This window comes from Blautia sp. An46, assembly GCF_002161645.1.
GTDB classification, from domain to species: Bacteria; Bacillota; Clostridia; order Lachnospirales; family Lachnospiraceae; genus Blautia; species Blautia ornithocaccae.
In genome coordinates this window covers 1-18,173 of the sequence record NZ_NFIF01000018.1, presented here as the reverse complement: position 1 = coordinate 18,173, position 18,173 = coordinate 1, and the positions used below count along the sequence as shown (strand labels likewise).

Sequence of the window (18,173 nt, the reverse complement as noted above, 5' to 3'; positions counted from 1 at the left end):
ATACTTTTTTCTCAATAAAGAAATAAGAACTTTTATTTGACATCTTTCTTCTCCCATGCTACTATCTCTCCCATAAAGGCAAAGACGCCGAAAGAAGCGTCTTTGCCTTTTTTTATTTTTATGCGCAAGGAGGAAGAAAGTATGAGACTGACACCTAAGGAACAGGAAAAGCTCCTGCTTCATCTGGCCGGAAATCTGGCAAAAGAGCGGAAAGCCAGAGGACTGAAGCTGAACTACCCGGAAGCGGTAGCCTATATCAGTTCGGAATTAATGGAAATGGCCAGAGACGGTAAGGAAGTTACAGAACTTATGCATCTGGGAACAAAGCTTCTTTCCAGAGACGATGTAATGGAAGGAGTGGCCGATATGGTCTCAGAAGTACAGGTGGAAGCCACCTTCCCTGACGGAACCAAAATGGTCACTGTACACAACCCTATTCAGTAATGCGATCAGGAGGTAACGCAATGAAAATCGGAGAAATCATGCCCTTGGAAAGGGAAATTACATTAAATGAAGGGAAGACTTCCCTTACGCTGATGGTCACAAATACCGGAGACCGTCCTGTGCAGGTAGGGTCTCATTTTCATTTCTTTGAAGTAAACCGCTGTCTGTCCTTTGACAGGGAAAAAGCCTATGGCTTCCATCTGGATATTCCTTCGGGAACTTCTGTCCGTTTTGAACCGGGAGAGGAAAAGGAAGTTGTCCTCACTGCCATGGGAGGCACCAGGCGGATCTTCGGACTGAACGATCTGACCTGCGCCCAGGCTGTGGAAGGGACAAAAGCCGCTTCCATGGAAAAGGCAAAGCAGAAAGGATTCCTTTAAAATACACAAACTAATCTTGGAGGTATGAATATGAGCGTAAAAATATCCGGAGAGAAATATGCCATGATGTACGGCCCTACCACAGGGGACAAAGTACGGCTGGCAGATACAGACCTGGTCATTGAAGTAGAAAAAGATTACACCACTTACGGGGACGAGTGTAAATTCGGCGGCGGCAAAACCCTTCGTGACGGCATGGGACAGTCTGTAAAGACTACCAGCGCCGACGGAGACCTGGATCTGGTGATCACCAACGCTTTAGTCCTGGATTATACAGGAATCTACAAAGCAGATATCGGAATTAAAGACGGAAAGATCGCAGGCATCGGCAAGGCCGGAAACCCTGCAGTTATGGACGGGGTAACTCCCGGAATGACCGTGGGCGCTTCCACAGAGGCCCTGGCTGGTGAAGGCCTGATCCTCACTGCCGGCGGACTGGATACCCATATCCATTTCATTTCCCCCCAGCAGGTAGAATGTGCCCTGTACAGCGGCGTCACCACTATGATCGGCGGCGGAACAGGACCTGCCGACGGCACCAACGCCACCACCTGTACTCCAGGCCCCTGGAACATGGAAATGATGTTAAAGGCCTGTGAAGAATACCCTATGAACATCGGTCTTCTTGGAAAAGGAAACTGTTCTGACGAGAAAGCTCTGGTGGAACAGATCAAAGCCGGCGCTATGGGACTGAAGCTTCATGAAGACTGGGGTTCTACTCCTGCTGCCATTGATCACTGCCTGAACGTGGCCGACGACTATGACGTGCAGGTAGCCATCCATACAGATACTCTTAATGAAGGGGGCTGTGTGGAAGATACTCTGGCAGCCATTGCAGGAAGAACTATCCATACATACCATACAGAAGGCGCCGGCGGCGGCCATGCCCCTGACATTATCCGGGCAGCGGCAGCTCCCAACGTACTTCCCTCTTCCACTAACCCTACCATGCCTTATACAGTAAATACTCTGGATGAGCATCTGGACATGCTGATGGTTTGCCACCATCTGGATAAGAGGATCCCAGAGGACGTAGCTTTTGCAGATTCCAGGATCCGTCCGGAAACCATTGCCGCAGAAGATGTTCTCCATGACATGGGCGTCTTCAGCATGATGAGTTCTGACTCTCAGGCTATGGGACGTGTGGGAGAAGTCATCACCCGTACCTGGCAGACTGCCAGCAAGATGAAAGGGGAGCGTGGAGCCCTTCCTGAGGATGAAGGCCACGGAAACGACAACTTCCGGGCAAAACGTTATATTTCCAAATATACCATCAACCCGGCCATTACCCATGGCGTAGCCGACTATGTAGGTTCTGTGGAGAAAGGAAAATTCGCCGATCTGGTATTGTGGAATCCTGCATTCTTCGGTATCAAACCTGACCTGATCATCAAAGGCGGCATGATCATTGCCGGAAAGATGGGGGACGCTAACGCTTCCATTCCCACCTGTGAACCGGTAATATACAAGCCTATGTTTGCCGCTCACGGAAAGGCAAAATATGCTTCCTGCCTGACCTTTGTATCTAAGGCAGCCATGGAAGAAGACGTAAAGACAAAATATCATCTGGAAAAAACAGTGGTTCCTGTATCCGGCTGCCGCAATATCGGCAAAAAGGACATGAAATTCAACAGCAAGACACCCCAGATCACAGTAAACCCGGAAACCTATGAGGTAAAAGTGGACGGAGAACATATCACCTCCAAACCTGCTGACAAACTTCCTCTGACACAGCTTTACAGCTTATTCTAGGAGGTGTCCCATGTTAGGCGTTTGTTTATTATTTGTAGGAATCGTCCTGATCAATAACGGCATGTGCACCTTATACAAGGTAGAGGGAAGATCAGCGGCGGTTATGAATATCCTTACCGGAGGACTTTCCATTTTTATCAATGCGGTAAACCTGGTAATGGGAAATTATTACGCTGCAGGAACAGGACTGCTCTTCGGCTTCACATATATCTTTGTAGCGTTTTCCAAACTGTGGAACTTAAGCCCCATCCCCTTTGCCTGGTTTTCCACCTTTGTAGCAGTAAACGCTGTAGTCTTCGGAACCATTGAAGGAGTTACAGGAAGCGCTGCTTTAAATGTGACTGCGGACTGGCGTTGGGCCGCTATCTGGTATCTCTGGGCAGTTCTCTGGGGAACTTCCTTTGTGGAAGATATCTGCGGGAAAAAGCTGGGGAAATTCGTCCCCTGTCTCCAGGTATTTGAAGGGGTCGTCACCGCCTGGATACCGGGACTTCTTATGTTAATCGGTCAATGGTAGGAGAAAAACTTATGATTTGTGAAAAAATACTGGGAAAACTGGAAGACATAGAACTCCAGGGAAAGAAGCTGGAATTTATCACTGTGGAGTGGCACGAGGCCTTTAAAAAAATCCACCGGAAGGTTACGGATGCCGGACGGGAAATAGGAATCCGTCTGGATGACTCAGTACTGAAAACCGGGCTGTTAGAGGGGGATGTACTCTACGCAGATCCCGAACTGGTCATTGCCGTCCATACCCCTCCCTGCGAGGTAGTCAAGGCAAAGGTTTCTCCCCATCACCCGGAGATGATCCCCAAGGTCTGCTATGAAATCGGAAACCGGCATGCGCCTCTTTTCTTTGGAGAGGATTCCAGCACCTTTGTAACTCCCTATAATGAGCCTATGCTTCGTCTCCTCTCTTCTCTTCATGGTGTAGAAGCCAGGAAAACCATAGAATCTCTGAACTTTAAAGGACAGATTTCCTCTCAGATCGGCCATTCCCATCACCACGATCATGGAAGCCAGGAAGGAGCTCAGACATGAACCGCCGGGATATGGAGGCCCGTTTTCTCCTCCTTCAGATAAATGATTCTCTCTTTCCCATAGGAGGTTATTCCCACTCCTATGGGCTGGAGACTTATATACAGAAAGGCCTGGTGAGCGATGGAAACACCGCCAGGCTTTACATAGAAAACCGGCTGCACTGCAGCCTTCTCTATACAGATCTTCTGGCTGTCCGGCTGGCCTATGAAGCAGCAGCTAAAGAAGATCTGGAAAAGCTGGAGGAACTGGAGGACGTCCTGGACGCCTCCAAGATCCCCCTGGAACTGCGGGAAGCCTCCAGGAAACTGGGCAGCCGTTTTGTGAAGACACTCCAGCACATGGAGATTTCCTGGAAGAAAAATATTTTTCAGGAATACCAGGAACTCCGCCGGGGAAAAGTAACCAGTCATCCCTGTGCTTACGGAGTTTTCTGCTGTGCCGCCGGGATCCCTTTAGAGGATTCTATGGCAGCCTTTCTTTATGCCCAGACCTCTGCTATGGTCACAAACTGTGTAAAGACCATCCCCCTCAGCCAGTCAGAGGGACAGAAAATCCTCCTCTCCCTCCATCAGGTCCTGGAAGAGGTGCTTTTTCTTGTGACCACAGCGGGAGAAGAAATGTTCTGCGCTTCCACTCCCGGCTTTGACCTGCGGGCTATCCAGCATGAAGGTCTGTACTCCCGGCTGTATATGTCCTGATACAGGTGCAGCCCTGTTTTTATATTTCTCTGTCTGCGAATGCAGACTCTACTATATATGAAAGAAGGAAGAATTATGTCTTATGTAAAAATCGGCGTAGCCGGCCCTGTAGGTTCCGGCAAGACTGCTCTCATAGAAGCCCTTACCCGGCGCATGGCCAAAGATTACAGTATCGGTGTTATCACCAATGATATCTATACGAAAGAGGACGCAGAATTCCTTGCCAAAAACAGTATCATGCCTCTGGAAAGGATCACCGGCGTGGAAACCGGCGGCTGCCCTCACACAGCCATCCGTGAAGACGCCTCCATGAATCTGGAGGCAGTAGAAGAAATGGCGGAAAAGTTTCCGGATATCGAGCTGTTTTTCATAGAAAGCGGCGGGGATAATCTTTCCGCTACCTTTTCACCGGAACTGGCCGACGCCACCATCTTTGTCATTGATGTGGCGGAAGGGGACAAGATCCCCAGAAAAGGCGGACCAGGGATCACCCGTTCTGACCTGCTGGTAATCAATAAGATCGACCTGGCTCCCTATGTAGGGGCAAGCCTGGAGGTTATGGAAAGAGATTCTAAGAAAATGCGGGGAGACCGTCCTTTCCTGTTCACCAATATCCGCAGCGGAGAACATGTGGAACAGGTAGTGGAATGGATCAAGAAAAACGTACTTTTGGAGGGAATGTAATGCCAGAAGAAAAAAATCCCTATGGAAAAGTCTCCCGCTTTTCCATTACCGCCGGTACCCGTGAAGGCCAGACCATATTGGAAGACTTTTCTTATACCTCTCCCTTTAAGATCATGCAGCCCTTTCCCCTGAAAGGCGGCGGGATCCAGGTCATGCTGCTGGCTGCTTCCCCGGGAATCATGGCAGGAGATCTTCAGGAATTTTCTTTTCATATAAAAGAAGGCGCCAGGACAGAGTTCATCTCCCAGTCCTACGATAAGATCCACTGCATGAAAGAAGGAAAGGCAGGCAGACATACCTCTGTTTTCGTAGAGAAAGGAGGAACCTTTTTCTTTCATCCCCAGCCTATGATTCCTTTTAAAGGATCTGCCTTTGAAAGCACCATGGATATCCGGCTGGAAGATGAGACCTCCCAGTTCTTTATGAGCGAGATCCTTTCCTGCGGACGATACGCCAGAGGGGAGACTTTTGCCTATCGTTTCTATCATAATCTGGTCCGTATCTACAGAAATGGAAAACTGATCTACCGGGACAATACCCGGTATGACCCTGTACTTTTCTCTATGGACAGTATGGGAATGTATGAGTCCTATACCCATCTGGCCTGTATATACCTTACACCGCCGGAGGATCCGAAAAGTTTTGTATCCAAGGTTAAAGATCTTCTGGAAAATACTTCGGATATCACCGGAGGCATTACCCGGCTGCCCCAGGGGGACCTGGCAGTGCGTATTCTGGGAAGGCGGGGACAGGTACTGGAAGAATTGTCTCAAAAAATCCTGCTGTGCAGCGGCCTGTAAAGGCTGAGGCACAGCAGTTTTTTATTATTCTTCTTTGGTTTTCTCTTGACATTTTCTCTGTATCTTCATATAATTATTTTAAATAATTACTAAAGATAATTATTTATGGTAATCAATTTCAGAAAGGAGAAGTAAACATGGAAATATCTTATGTAAAAGATTTTCTCTCTGCCTGCCAGGACGCCAAACGCATTACAGAGCTGATGCCCCCTCTTCCCAAAGGAATGTCTCCCCGGCATATCTATGTGATCGACGCAGTGTTTCAGTTAAGCCAATGCCAGGAAAAGGTGATGGTCAGCGATGTGAGTAAACTGCTTGGAGTCACCAGGCCAAGCATCACCAAAGTAATCCAGGAGCTGGAAAAACTGAAGGTTCTGACAAAAATCCCTGACCAGGAGGACAAAAGGATCGTCCACATAGCTCTGACATCTCTTGGGAAGGAATATTATGATTTCTATGTAGGGGAATATCACTCCTGGCTGGCTGAAAATTTCCGGGATATTTCTCCTGAAGATTTTTCTGTAACCGTTAGTACCATTCACCGGGTACTGGAAATCATGAAAGGTCTGGATATTACCGCCTACAAGGAAAAAAGAAAGGAAAAAGAAGAAAATGAATGAATCAGAAAAGAAAATTGATGCAAAGCTGATCTTTTCCATCATTGCCGCAGGAATCATGTCCTTCTCCGGCGTAGTGGTGGAAACTGCCATGAATGTTACCTTCCCCACTCTGATGGAAGAATTCGGCATCGGAACTTCTACCGTACAGTGGATCACTACCGGCTATCTCCTTATTCTGGCCATGATCATACCTGCATCTTCTTATTTGAAAAAGCGGTTTACACTGAAAAAACTTTTTGTCACCGCCATCTGCCTGTTCCTTATAGGAACCATTATGGCTGCTGTTACCCCGGTATTTTCTCTTCTGCTCCTGGGCCGTCTGATCCAGGGTGTGGGAACAGGTATCGCCCTGCCTCTGATGTTTAATATCGTTCTGGAGCAGGTTCCTGCCAAAAAACTGGGGCTGATGATGGGAATCGCCTCTCTGATCACAGCCATGGCTCCTGCAGTAGGACCTTCCGTGGGAGGTATGCTGGTAAGCAATTTCGGTTGGAGGATGATCTTTATCTCTCTGATTCCTCTGCTCCTGCTCTCTTTTTTCCTTGGGGTTTTCTCTATCCGTCAGGTAACAGAGACAGAAAAGATTTCTTTCCAATGGCTGGACTACTTCTTTTTGGCTGCAGGCTTCGCCTGCTTTATCTTTGCTACCAGCACCGCTTCCGACGCAGGCTGGATCAGTGTCCAGGTACTGGGGCTTCTGGCAGCCAGCATTATCTGTATTGTGATATTCTGTCTGAGATGTAAAAAAAGGGAAACACCCCTTATCGATATCCGGGTATTTCGCTGTGTTCCCTTCAGCCTCAGTGTACTGGTCCTTGTCTTTATTCAGTTTATCTGCCTTGGACTGGGATTTCTGATCCCCAACTATGCGCAGCTTGTTCTGGGGGAAGAAGCTTTTCTGGCAGGCTGCCTTCTCCTCCCCGGCTGTATCATAGGCGCTGTTCTCTCTCCTATAAGTGGCAGGATGCTGGACCGTTTCGGAGCAAAGAAACCTATCCTTTCCGGTAACTTCTGTATTATCCTGGCAACGGTATGCTTCAGCATTTTCGCCCTGAAACTAAACATCGGAAGCTTTATCTTATTCTATATATTCTTCGCTTTCGGCCAGGGCTTCTCTGTAGGAAACACCATGACCAATGGACTGAAGCAGCTGCCGCCGGAATTAAATCCTGACGGCAATGCAGTGATCAATACTCTCCAGCAGCTGGCTGGCGCCATCGGCACTTCCATTATCACCACCATAGTGGCAGCCTCCCAGGCAAAGCTCCCTGATGACATGGCAGCAGCTACTGCCCAGGGCACTCAGTATTCCTTCTATCTTCTGGCAGTGCTGGCCGTTGTTGTGATCTGCTGTTCTTTGGGAGTCTTCGCACTTTCAGGAAAGAAAAAGCAGGCCTGATGGTTATGTCGCCACTGGCCTGCCAGCAGCCCCTTTGTTTTTTTAAACTGGACTTTCATAAAAAAGCTACATAAAAAGAGAAGACCATATGATACAGATTCCCATAAGAATAGGCTGGTGAAGAACGTATATCCAGATAGTTTTTCTTCCTATGTCTGAAAGCAGAGGGATCCGGATGCTGAGAAAGTGCCGGATTCCTTTGTTTTTCATAAGCAAAGGATATAAAAACCAGCCTGTCCAATACAGAAAAATCCAGGGCAATATAGGGAAATAGTCGCTGGAATAAAAGCCTGCTCCCGGAAATCCAAAAATTGTCAGGACTCCTGAGTACAGTTCCCGAGGAAGCGCCAGGGTCTCTCCTCCCAGCCACAGATAACCATTCTGTATAGGATAAGTCAGGGCAAACAGTACCAGACATATTACCGCTCCCAAAAGGGGCGGAGTCTTTTTTCCTAATTTTGAAAAAGGAATGGTCAGCAGGACCCCGCAGCCGATAAAGTTCAGAATGCCGAAAAACACAACCTCATCAGGAATGACCAGCCAGGTCACCGCCGTGATCAGCAGGCCCAAACCATTTAAGAACAGCCCTCGTTTCAGACTGTTGGCTGCTCCAAACCGCCAGGAGAAACCTGAAATCAGTATAAAGCTCCAGCAGATTCCCTGCTGCCAGAAAAAGGTGGCCGGAGCCCCCAACCAATGGGGATTCTGCCCGTATATGACAAAGATATCATAAGAAAAATGATACAGGAGCATGTTCACCAGTGCCAGGCCCCGCAGGGCATCCAGAAGATAATATCTTTCCTTCTTTTCTTCTATTGTAGTTTCTGTCATCTCTTTACTCCTTATCTATTGCAGAAGCAGGCTTTCGCTTTTAAACAGCAAATTCCCAGCCTTCTGTTTTTCCCATCATATCAGTTTTCCTCTGGGATGACAAGGGAAGCGTGTCCGAACCAGCCTTGAGAGACTGTTACCAGTTAAATTCCTGACTGAAAAGATTTCTCAGGAACCCCTCTCACCGAAACCTTATGACAGATCAGTCTCTCTCCTTCCAGGTCTTCTTTTGCCAGCTCCACAGCCTGTACGCTGCTGTTGTCATAGGTTTTATAATAATAGACTCCTCTCTTTCCATTTACACAGCAGGAATAAGTCGTCATATCACAGGTCCCTTCCTCTGTAAGAACTGTCCCCTTCACCATACTCACCTGATCCAGTATGTGAAATATCTGGGATACATTGGCATTTTCCTCTTTCTCACATCTGGAATTCCAAAGCAGAAAGGCAGCCCTTACGAAACGGGAGGCAGAAGAAGCATCTCCCGGAAGTCCTATTCCTCCCATTCCCTGACAGTAGGGTTCCAGGGGCAGCTTCCTGGAAAAGGTATTTTCTCCCTGCCCTGGTGACAGCTTCCGAAAATGAGTCAGATAATCTTTATGAAAGGGAAAAGGGGGATTATTCGTCAGTACCTTTATAGGGTTTTCGTAAATCTTCAGTCCTTCTTCCACTGCCTCCAAAACCACACATTCCTTTCCGTCACCCAGCATCCAGTGGAGAGGAGCAAGAGGCATCTCTTCAGCAAAAGGAATCTTTACGATCCTGGCCTGAAAAAGAAGCTCTCTGGCTTCCTGCACAGAAGCGCAGGAGGCCAAAAGCCATGGTATAATCTCAAAAGGAGCAACATTTTTCCCTCCTTCTTTCGCCTCCTGATATACTGCATTTTGTGGGAAATTCAGGCCTGCCATAAACAGGCCTTTTTCATTTACTGCTTCGGCGTAAAGAGGAAATGTATCCTCAGAAGCGGCCATACCTGTCATGGCATAATGTTTTTCTGCAGGATTCAGCTTCCGGAATTTAAGGATATAATTCCTTGGAGTAAGAATAATCTGTTCTCCAATCGAGTAATCCAGGTCCATATTCCGTCCGAAATAAAAGTCTCCGTTTTCATAAGCAATACATGTACACATTTTCACAGGTCAGCTCCATTTTCCTCATATATACTGTATCTTATTATTTCCCGAAAGACTTCTGTTATCCCCGTTTTTCAGGAGTTTATCTGATATACACTGCTGCTTCCCAGGGAGCAAAGGTCCGGCTCTGGAAAGGTTTCTCCGGATAATTTCCGATCAATGGCTTTGCCTCTTCTTTTTTCCACTCTTCCGGCATGGTAAAGGAGGCCTCCTGGTCTGAGAAATTCAATACCACGAACATTTTCTGTTCCTGATAGTTTCTCTCATATATGTAAAGCTGCTGATCATCCGGCTCATACTCTTTAAAGTCCCCATAGACTGCAGTAAGATTCTCTTTTCTCATACGGATCAGTTTCTGCATGTAATGGAAAATAGAATCTTCATCTTCAAGAGATTCCTTCACATTGATCTCTTTATAATTGGGATTCACCTTCAGCCAGGGAGTTCCTGTGGTAAAGCCGCCGTTCTCCTCATCACTCCACTGCATAGGCGTTCTGGCATTATCCCTGGCCCGGTAGCGGATACCCTCCAGAAGCTTCTGGGGATCCTCTCCCCCTTTGATAACTCTTTCTCTCCAGCAGTTGTGGATTTCTACGTCATCATAATCCTCTATAGAATCAAAATAAACATTGGTCATGCCGATCTCTTCTCCCTGATAAATATAAGGAGTGCCCTGCATGGTCATCAGCATGGTATAAAGCATCTTCTGGCTTTCCTTCCGGAATTCTTTATCGTTTCCTCTTCTGGAAACAGTCCTTGGCTGATCATGATTGGTCCAGTAGAGACTGTTCCAGGCCTTGTCATTCATTGCCACCTGCCATTTGCTGAGAACTGCCTTTAATTCCGGCAGAGGCACTTTCCGATAGGCCCATCTCTCTCCATCCACTGTATCCAGGTCATCATGCTCAAACTGAAATACCATATTCAGTTCATGGGTATCTTTTCCCGCATATTTCAAAGCCTCTTCCAAAGGTACATCAGACATCTCTCCTACAGTCATAATATCATACTTGGAAAGGACCTCCCGGTTCATCTCATGGAAAAACTCATGGATCCTTGGGCCGTTCTGATAATTTTCTGCCCCGATTCTTCCTTTTCTGGGAATACCGTCAGGAAGCCCTGGAACCTTGGAGTAAAGATTTGCCACGTCCATCCGGAATCCATCGCAGCCCATATCCAGCCAGAATTTCATCATATCATAAATCTCATACCGCACCTTCTCATTTTCCCAGTTCAGGTCCGGCTGCTTTCTGGTAAAAAGATGAAGGTAATACTGTCCCGTAGCCTCGTCAAATTCCCAGGCGGGGCCGGAAAAATAAGAAGTCCAGTTGTTGGGTTCTTTTCCCTCCTTGGGGTCTCTCCAGATATAATAGTCTCTGTAAGGGTTGTCCTTGGATTTTCTGGACTCTATAAACCAGGGATGCTCATCGGAAGTGTGATTTACTACCAGGTCCATGACCAGCTTCATGCCTCTCTCATGTATCCCTTCCAGAAGCGTTTTAAAATCCTCCATGGTTCCAAACTCATCCATAATGTCCCGGTAATCAGAAATATCATATCCATTGTCATCGTTAGGCGACTTGTAGCAGGGAGACAACCAGATTACATCCACTCCCAGCTCTTTCAGATAGTCCAGTTTGCTGATGATTCCCGGAAGATCCCCGATTCCGTCACCGTTAGAATCCATAAAGCTCCGGGGATATATCTGGTATACCACTGCTTCTTTCCACCATGCTCTTTCCATAGCGCTGTACCTCCGTTTTCATATATTTTTTATAAACTCTTTAATCTCCTGCTCTGTTCCATTAAGAGAACCCTGTATCATAGGCGGACGGCCTCCGCCCTTTCCCTGAAAACGGACGTTCAGTTTTTTTCCTGCCTCCTGTATGTCCTGATTCCTGCTTCCCAGCACATACTGATATCCCTGCTCATCGGTCCCCACAAAAACTCCTGCAAAGCCTTCGGTCATTTTCATAGCTCCATTGACAAAATTCCTTCTGGCCCCGCCATCCAGTTCCTCCGCAAAAAGTAAAATATTTTCTTCCGGAGCCGTGGCTGCTTTCTTTCTGGCTTCTTCCAGGCAAAGAGCCACATACCGCTGCTGGAGGTCCCTGATCTTTTCCTTCTGACGGTTTATTTCCTGTCCCAGACGTTCCACTGCCTGAGCTGTGTCTTCCTGCTTTGCAGAAAGGAGATTGGATATCCGGACTATATTTTTCTCTTTCATCCGGTAATCCCAGAGAGCCCGGAATCCGCAGAGCATAGATACCCGCATACCGCCTTTATAGTGAATGGCGCCCACAATCTTGATCAGGCCTATGCTGCCTGTTTCCTTTACATGAGGCGCACAGCAGGCGCAGCTGTCATATCCCGGTATCTGCACAATCCTTATCTGCCCCTCAATCTCAATCTTACTTCTGTATGTAATATTCTTTAATTCTTCTTCTGAAGGGTAAAGAACAACCACCGGCAGATTTTTTGCCACTGCCTCATTGGCCTCTTCCTCAATCTGCTCCAAATCTTCCTGGGACAGCACACCGTCATAGTCCATGGTAACCTCTTCTGTACCCAGGTGAAATCCCACATTGTGATAGCCGAAATGGCGGCTGACCAGTCCTGATATAATGTGCTCTCCGGTATGCTGCTGCATCTTGGAAAACCGCTCCTGAAAATCCAGCTTCCCTGTTATTTCTTCTCCTTCTTTCAAAGGACCTGTAATATAGTGAAAGACTACACCATCTTTTTCCTGCACATCAGTAACGTTTACTTCGATGCCGTCTTCTGTATATAAAAAGCCGGTGTCTGCACTTTGTCCTCCTCCTTCTGGGAAAAAGGCAGTTCTCGTAAGAACTGCCTGATAACCGCCTTCCCTTTCCGTACAGAACAAAACCCTGGCCCGGAATTCTTTTATATAGCTGTCTTCATAAAAAAGCTTTTCTGTCATCTCTGGCCTCCATATACACGAATCACAGAGGATATCTTATGTACTGCATTCAAGCCCTCTACGATCATCATGGCGTCATTAAAGTTTCCTTCCCGTACTTTGGAGGTTACCACTACGATTTCTGCCAGATCTCCGTCCTTGTGCCTCTGTATCATCTGGGCAATGCTCACATTGTTATTTCCCAGCACACTGGCAATTCCTGCCAGTACGCCTGGGCGGTCATCTACATGAAGCCGCATGAAGAAACGGCTTTCGATATCTTCTGCCTCTTTCACGGCAAGATTTTTGTAACAGGTACAGCTGATCCTTCCCGTGCAGTTAAAGAGGATATTCCTTACAATATCAAAAACATCTCCCACAATGGCGCTGGCTGTAGGCATTTCCCCCGCTCCTCTTCCATAGAACATGGCATCGCCTACTGCATCACCTTTTACAAAGACTGCATTGTAAGAATCATTGACAGTCGCCAAAGGATGCTCCTGGGGAACCAGCATAGGCTGGACCCGAACCTCGATTCCGGAATCTGTATTTCTGGCCAATCCCATAAGCTTGATCACACAGCCCAATTCCCTGGCGTACCGGATATCCTTTGCAGAAATATGAGTAATCCCTTCTGTGATCACATCTTCAAAGGTAACTCTGGAATTAAAGGCAATGGAAGCCAGAATCGCCATCTTTCTTCCTGCGTCCAGCCCCTGGATATCTGCTGTAGGATCAGCCTCCGCATAGCCCAGCCTGGTGGCCAGAGCCAAAGCTTCTGCAAATTCCATTCCTTCCTGGGTCATCTTGGTAAGGATAAAATTCGTAGTTCCATTGACAATCCCCACCACCTCTGACAGATGATTGCCTGCCAGGCACTGTTTCAGCGGGCGTATAATAGGAATTCCCCCCGCCACTGCCGCCTCAAAAAGAAAGTCTCTGTTGTTGGCTGCCGCACAGTCCAGTACTTCCTGTCCGTAAGAGGCCACCAAGTCTTTATTTGCCGTCACCACATGTTTTCCTGCCTTTAAGGCCTCCAGCATATAAGTCTTGGCTGGCTCGATTCCTCCCATGACCTCTATAACAATCTCAATGGAATCATCCTCCAGGATCTCTTTCCAGTCATTAGTCAAAAGCTCTGGCTCTTCGATTTTAGCCGCAGCCTTTTTCAGATTTCTCACCAGGATTTTTTTTATCTCTGCCCTGGCTCCGATTTTATCTTCCATGTCATCCTGCTGCATTTTCAGGACTTTATAGACACCGGTTCCCACTGTTCCCAGCCCCAGAAGGGCTACATTAATCATTTTTTTGCTCATTCTTTTCTTCCTTTTTTACTTCTACTCTTTCTACATATCCCTTCTTCATCTTGTTGCTCCTGCTCAGGGCTTTACTCCATCCTCCCACTTTATTGTATACCCAGAAAGAACGTGAAAAAAGACCCTTGGCTTTCCCCATTTTTTCCTTAGTAGTATTGGTATAAATAGAACCGCCGCATTCCATAGGCGTTCCTTTCATAATATGAGTGATAAGATCTGATTCACAGGTCACATCATCTGGGATTTCTGTGTAAGCCAGGCCAATGCAGTCTGCTTTGTGAGCATCACTGCCGCCTGTTCCCGGCAATCCATATTGCTCTGCAACTGCTTTTGCTCTGTCGTTTACCTCCTGAGGTTCGCAGGCATTGAAAATTTCCATGAAATCAAATTCTTTTAGGATATCCGGATTTCTCTGATAAGCCTTTGCGTTCATAAAACTCATATACTTTTCTCCGCAGGGATGGGCAGGTCCCAGGATTCCTCCGTAATTATGAACAATAGGAATCAGCATCTGCACCGGGATCCCCCGAAGCTCTAAAAGCCGCAGCTTTATAGTCTCCGGCATGATCACCAGAATATGGCCTGCGTCCAGGGTATCATATTCTATTCCTTTCAGGACCAAAAAATCCTGATACTTATCTCCTTTGATATTCTTCTTCCAATAGCGATATCCCCCGTAGGAGTCATGGTCCGTCACCAGCATGCCTCCGAATCCCTGATTCCGCAGCATACGTATATACTGTTCAATAGGTACTTTCCCGTCCGGGGAACCTTCCCGTGTATGGCAGTGCATATCAATCTTCAAGCCTATCTCTCCTTCCTGATCTTATGCTCAGAAGCCTGTTTGGTCCCTGCTTTCTTTCCGCAGGACACATTATTTCTGGCCGTCCTGAGGCGCAATGCCGAACCGCTGCCTCAGTCCCTGGATCTTCTCTTTTGGAATGATCAGATTAAATCCCTGGGGGTTGATGATAATCCCCTTTGCCGCCGGGATCAGGACCTTCTCCAGATTGTCAAAACCTACCAGCAGAGCCTGAAGCTTCTTCTCTTTATTAAACTTCCGGAATTCTTCCGCATCTGTAAACAGAGGCTGGTAAATATCTCCCTGATTATTTTTGATGTAAGGCACCTGTACATTTTTTTGATCCTGCCCCTCTTCCGGTCTCTGTACAGCCATAAGGTATCTGCTTTTTACCACATTTGCAGCTACTTCTTCTTCAAGTTCCGGAAGATTATCTTTTTCCTCATTAGCGCCGCCTCTTCGCAGTTCCTGCATAAAATAAATACCAGAAAGCTGGAGCTGAGGGTTAAACAGCGGCTGCTTTTCTTTAGGAAGAGAAGAGAAATCCGGTTTTTTTACAATCTCTTCTAATTCCAGTTCCGTAGCCTTATCCTCCTCATAAAACACCACTGCGTTTACTCCCAGAGTGTAAAGAGTCGTATAAAAACTCAGATAGCTCTTGTTTTCCACCTTAATAGCCGCAACGGGGTTTTTCTTATCTGTAAAAGGCTTCACAGCCTTTTCCAGCTCTTCCTTACTCTCAAATATCCATACCTGGTCATTGAAGCTCTCCGGATCACAGATTACATAGGGCAGTCTGGTAGCCCTGGAAAGAATGGTATAAACCTCTCCCAGAGTCTGTATTTTTCTGATCAGTTCTTTTCTAATAGCATCCATTTTGTTTCTCCTGTTGTGTTCATCATTCTCTGTCTCTAGTATACACCTTTTTCTGCGTTTTGTCCCCGGGAATCAGGAAAAAAACAGAAGGCTGAAGAAAGCCACCTCTCCCTGGCACCAGTAAGGCATATCACATTTTTCTGCCAGCTTGTCCACCTGAATGCAGTAGGCTGAAAGGCAGGATGCGATCCTCTCTGGAAAGCTGCAAGGTTTTCCATCTTTTTTCTCGCAGTCTTTACAAATCTGACAGGGGCCTGCCATAGCCGGAAGAAAGTTTCCCAGCTTCTCTGAAAGGCCGTCGATAAGTCCCCAAGTCATCTGATTATGGCGGTGCTTGATTTCCCTGGTTTCCCGGTCATCGGCAATGTCATGCACCGGCGTAATAGTCTGAAGTACCAAAACCCGGGAGAATTTCCCGGTTTTTTCTTCCATTTCCTCAGGTGTACCGCATTCTGGAGGACATGAATAGTTATTTCCATAATTCCCGCAATAATTTACCTCACAATATTTTCTCAGCGAATGGTCAAAACTCAGCTCTCCTGCCGGAAGAATCCGGCAGTTGTCAAATCCTGCCTCTTTTGCTTTTTTCAATAATTCCTCTTCCTGTATCATCTTTCTTCCTCCCATTTTCTATTCACTAAAGCTTTTAGCTGTACTCAGTCCATAACTTTACTCCGATGGCACCCAGAACCCATATTCTACAGTACCCTGATCCCACTGTCCCTGCACCAGGTATACAGAACCAGGCTGGGCGTTAAACTCCAGATTTCCCTTTCTACTTTTTGTCACTTCCACAGCTGTTCCCTCCGGAATCTGATCAGCACTGTCCTGGTACTGTCCCAGAAGGGTATCATCCCAAACCAGAAGCTCTACACTCTCGGGTACTTCGTCAAAGTACAGTTCCATAGTCATGGGTTCTGAAATCTTCTTCACTTCCACCGGCTCTGTATGAAGGACATGAGCCCCATCTGTAGTAACAGCCCTGCTCTCCCCACTTTCATCTGTATATGTCCAGGTATAACTGAGGGGATCCGGGATCATCACTGCCGCATCTGCCAGTTCATCCCTATAGCACACATTCAGATAAGGCAGCTCTGAGGGATCCTTTTCTACAAAAAGCTCCTCCAGATAATGCCCGTATTGATCAATATATTCCTGGTTAGACTGCTCTGTTCTTTCCATTTTTGTGATCCCATTGTACTGGGCAGGATAGGATTCAGCAATAACGCCGTTTCCCCAGATATTCAGCACATCTCCGCTGTTCAGATCTTCCTGGGTGATCTTTTCGCCATCCTCATCATAGAGTTCTCCCTCGGGTATGTTTCCATCAAATGGGTATTCCTCTGTCAGATTTACAAAAATACTGTTTCCGTCCTCTTTCTCTAAATAAACCGCCTTCAGTGCATATTCTCCCTGGACCTGATTTTCCTCCTGGGGTTCCTCTGAAGAAAATTGACTTCTCAGCATATTGGCTGCTGTCAAAATGACCAGGGTCACCAGCAGTACGCCAATATAAACAATGGGACTTGTATTATTATTTCTCATAAGACCTCCTGTTTCTTTTCTCTGCCTTTACCCTCAGTGTACAAGGGGCCAAGCGAACATTTATGTTCATTTGGCGGCAATAGGCGATACTGGACGCATCTTTGCGGCTAGTATACCATAATCTTCTGGTTCACACAATGTAAAACAAAGCGCTGCATTTAATAATAGTTGGTCAAAACCAGTTCCTCTATTCATTAAATACAGCGCTCTTTTATTTTAAATTTTTCAGTCCTGAAAGCTCAGATAAGGGTCCTGCTTTTCATCACTGCTTATTTAATACTTCTTCGTATAAATTATTTCCCTGAGAATCAATAACTACAATCACTGGGAGATTTTCTACTTCCAGCTTTCTGATAGCCTCTGTTCCCAGATCCTCATAGGCGATCACTTCTGCCTTTTTTATACATTTAGAAAGAAGAGCTCCTGCTCCTCCCACTGCAGCGAAAAATACTGCACCGTTCCGGACAATAGCCTCTGTTACCTCTGGTTTTCTTTTTCCTTTTCCAATCATGGCTGTAAGGCCCAGGTCCAGAAGCCTGGGGGTATATTTATCCATACGGCTGGCAGTGGTAGGCCCTGCAGAGCCAATAGGCCTTCCCTCTCTTGCCGGGGTAGGTCCCATATAGTAAATCACATTCCCTTCCAGTTCTATTGGAAGCTTCTCTCCCTTATCAAGTGCCTGGGACATCCGCAGATGTGCCGCATCTCTGGCTGTATAGATAGTTCCCGTAATATATACATAATCCCCTGCTCTCAAGGTCTTTACCTCTTCCCGATCCAGAGGCGCTTTCATATATCTGTCCATGTTCCTTCCTCCCTATATTGTCAAGTGATTTTCCTTTAAAATAAAGGTTTTTCAAGTTACTATCTCAGATGAATGAGCCATGGAGATGGGCATTTCTCTGTATCTGATACGAAAATAGCTGGTT

20 protein-coding genes are annotated in these 18,173 nt (G+C 46.7%); 10 read left to right on the top strand and 10 right to left on the bottom strand.

Annotation, left to right across the window (positions count from 1 at the left end; translation table 11 throughout):
- Nucleotides 1-141: 141 nt before the first annotated feature.
- The 10 genes from ureA (at nt 142) to B5G00_RS13790 (ending at nt 7,818) form a co-directional block, all read left to right on the top strand.
- Complete coding sequence (ureA, locus tag B5G00_RS13835) at nt 142-444, top strand: urease subunit gamma (RefSeq protein WP_087273718.1); 303 nt, start codon at nt 142-144, stop codon at nt 442-444.
- Nucleotides 445-464: 20 nt separating this feature from the next.
- Entirely contained in the window at nt 465-824 is a 360-nt protein-coding gene (gene ureB / locus B5G00_RS13830; RefSeq protein ID WP_087273717.1) for an urease subunit beta, read from the top strand.
- 30 nt (nt 825-854) lie between these two features.
- Nucleotides 855-2,576: an urease subunit beta gene (ureB, locus tag B5G00_RS13825; RefSeq protein WP_087273715.1), complete on the top strand. Its 1,722-nt coding sequence runs from the start codon at nt 855-857 to the stop codon at nt 2,574-2,576.
- Nucleotides 2,577-2,586: 10 nt separating this feature from the next.
- Entirely contained in the window at nt 2,587-3,093 is a 507-nt protein-coding gene (locus tag B5G00_RS13820) for an AmiS/UreI family transporter (protein ID WP_087273713.1), read from the top strand.
- 11 nt (nt 3,094-3,104) lie between these two features.
- A complete protein-coding gene (locus tag B5G00_RS13815; protein ID WP_087273711.1) occupies nt 3,105-3,617 on the top strand; it encodes an urease accessory protein UreE in 513 nt (170 codons plus the stop codon).
- Entirely contained in the window at nt 3,614-4,315 is a 702-nt protein-coding gene (locus B5G00_RS13810; protein WP_087273709.1) for an urease accessory protein UreF, read from the top strand. Before B5G00_RS13815 ends, B5G00_RS13810 begins: the two co-directional genes overlap by 4 nt.
- A gap of 75 nt (nt 4,316-4,390) precedes the next feature.
- Nucleotides 4,391-4,999 (top strand): urease accessory protein UreG, encoded by a 609-nt coding sequence (gene ureG / locus B5G00_RS13805; protein ID WP_087273707.1) that lies wholly within the window; start codon nt 4,391-4,393, stop codon nt 4,997-4,999.
- Entirely contained in the window at nt 4,999-5,799 is an 801-nt protein-coding gene (locus B5G00_RS13800; RefSeq protein ID WP_087273704.1) for an urease accessory protein UreD, read from the top strand. The genes ureG and B5G00_RS13800 overlap by 1 nt, the downstream gene beginning before the upstream one ends.
- 137 nt (nt 5,800-5,936) lie before the next feature.
- The gene (locus B5G00_RS13795) at nt 5,937-6,419 is read left to right on the top strand and encodes a MarR family winged helix-turn-helix transcriptional regulator (protein WP_087273702.1); all 483 of its coding nucleotides are present in this window, start codon (nt 5,937-5,939) and stop codon (nt 6,417-6,419) included.
- Nucleotides 6,412-7,818, top strand: a complete 1,407-nt coding sequence (locus B5G00_RS13790) for an MDR family MFS transporter (protein WP_087273700.1) — start codon at nt 6,412-6,414, stop codon at nt 7,816-7,818. The genes B5G00_RS13795 and B5G00_RS13790 overlap by 8 nt, the downstream gene beginning before the upstream one ends.
- Before the next feature lie 66 nt (nt 7,819-7,884).
- Here the strand turns inward: B5G00_RS13790 and B5G00_RS13785 are convergent, their stop codons facing one another.
- The 10 genes from B5G00_RS13785 to B5G00_RS13740 form a co-directional block, all read right to left on the bottom strand.
- Complete coding sequence (locus B5G00_RS13785) at nt 7,885-8,649, bottom strand: heparan-alpha-glucosaminide N-acetyltransferase domain-containing protein (RefSeq protein WP_087273698.1); 765 nt, start codon at nt 8,647-8,649, stop codon at nt 7,885-7,887.
- Nucleotides 8,650-8,792: 143 nt separating this feature from the next.
- A complete protein-coding gene (gene bsh / locus B5G00_RS13780; RefSeq protein ID WP_087273696.1) occupies nt 8,793-9,779 on the bottom strand; it encodes a choloylglycine hydrolase in 987 nt (328 codons plus the stop codon).
- Nucleotides 9,780-9,864: 85 nt separating this feature from the next.
- Complete coding sequence (locus tag B5G00_RS13775) at nt 9,865-11,526, bottom strand: glycoside hydrolase family 13 protein (RefSeq protein ID WP_087273693.1); 1,662 nt, start codon at nt 11,524-11,526, stop codon at nt 9,865-9,867.
- 18 nt (nt 11,527-11,544) lie between these two features.
- Nucleotides 11,545-12,726: an alanyl-tRNA editing protein gene (locus B5G00_RS13770; RefSeq protein ID WP_087273690.1), complete on the bottom strand. Its 1,182-nt coding sequence runs from the start codon at nt 12,724-12,726 to the stop codon at nt 11,545-11,547.
- Nucleotides 12,723-14,021: a homoserine dehydrogenase gene (locus B5G00_RS13765; protein ID WP_087273689.1), complete on the bottom strand. Its 1,299-nt coding sequence runs from the start codon at nt 14,019-14,021 to the stop codon at nt 12,723-12,725. The genes B5G00_RS13770 and B5G00_RS13765 overlap by 4 nt, the downstream gene beginning before the upstream one ends.
- Entirely contained in the window at nt 14,002-14,826 is an 825-nt protein-coding gene (locus B5G00_RS13760) for a PHP-associated domain-containing protein (protein ID WP_087273687.1), read from the bottom strand. The genes B5G00_RS13765 and B5G00_RS13760 overlap by 20 nt, the downstream gene beginning before the upstream one ends.
- 69 nt (nt 14,827-14,895) lie before the next feature.
- Complete coding sequence (locus B5G00_RS13755) at nt 14,896-15,699, bottom strand: SseB family protein (RefSeq protein WP_087273685.1); 804 nt, start codon at nt 15,697-15,699, stop codon at nt 14,896-14,898.
- Between the two features lie 72 nt (nt 15,700-15,771).
- A complete protein-coding gene (locus B5G00_RS13750; RefSeq protein ID WP_242971367.1) occupies nt 15,772-16,311 on the bottom strand; it encodes a DUF2284 domain-containing protein in 540 nt (179 codons plus the stop codon).
- 57 nt (nt 16,312-16,368) lie between these two features.
- Nucleotides 16,369-17,244, bottom strand: coding sequence for a hypothetical protein (locus tag B5G00_RS13745; RefSeq protein ID WP_087273683.1), 876 nt, complete (start codon nt 17,242-17,244; stop codon nt 16,369-16,371).
- Nucleotides 17,245-17,506: 262 nt separating this feature from the next.
- Nucleotides 17,507-18,049: a Fe-S-containing hydro-lyase gene (locus B5G00_RS13740; RefSeq protein WP_087273681.1), complete on the bottom strand. Its 543-nt coding sequence runs from the start codon at nt 18,047-18,049 to the stop codon at nt 17,507-17,509.
- Between the last annotated feature and the right edge of the window lie 124 nt (nt 18,050-18,173).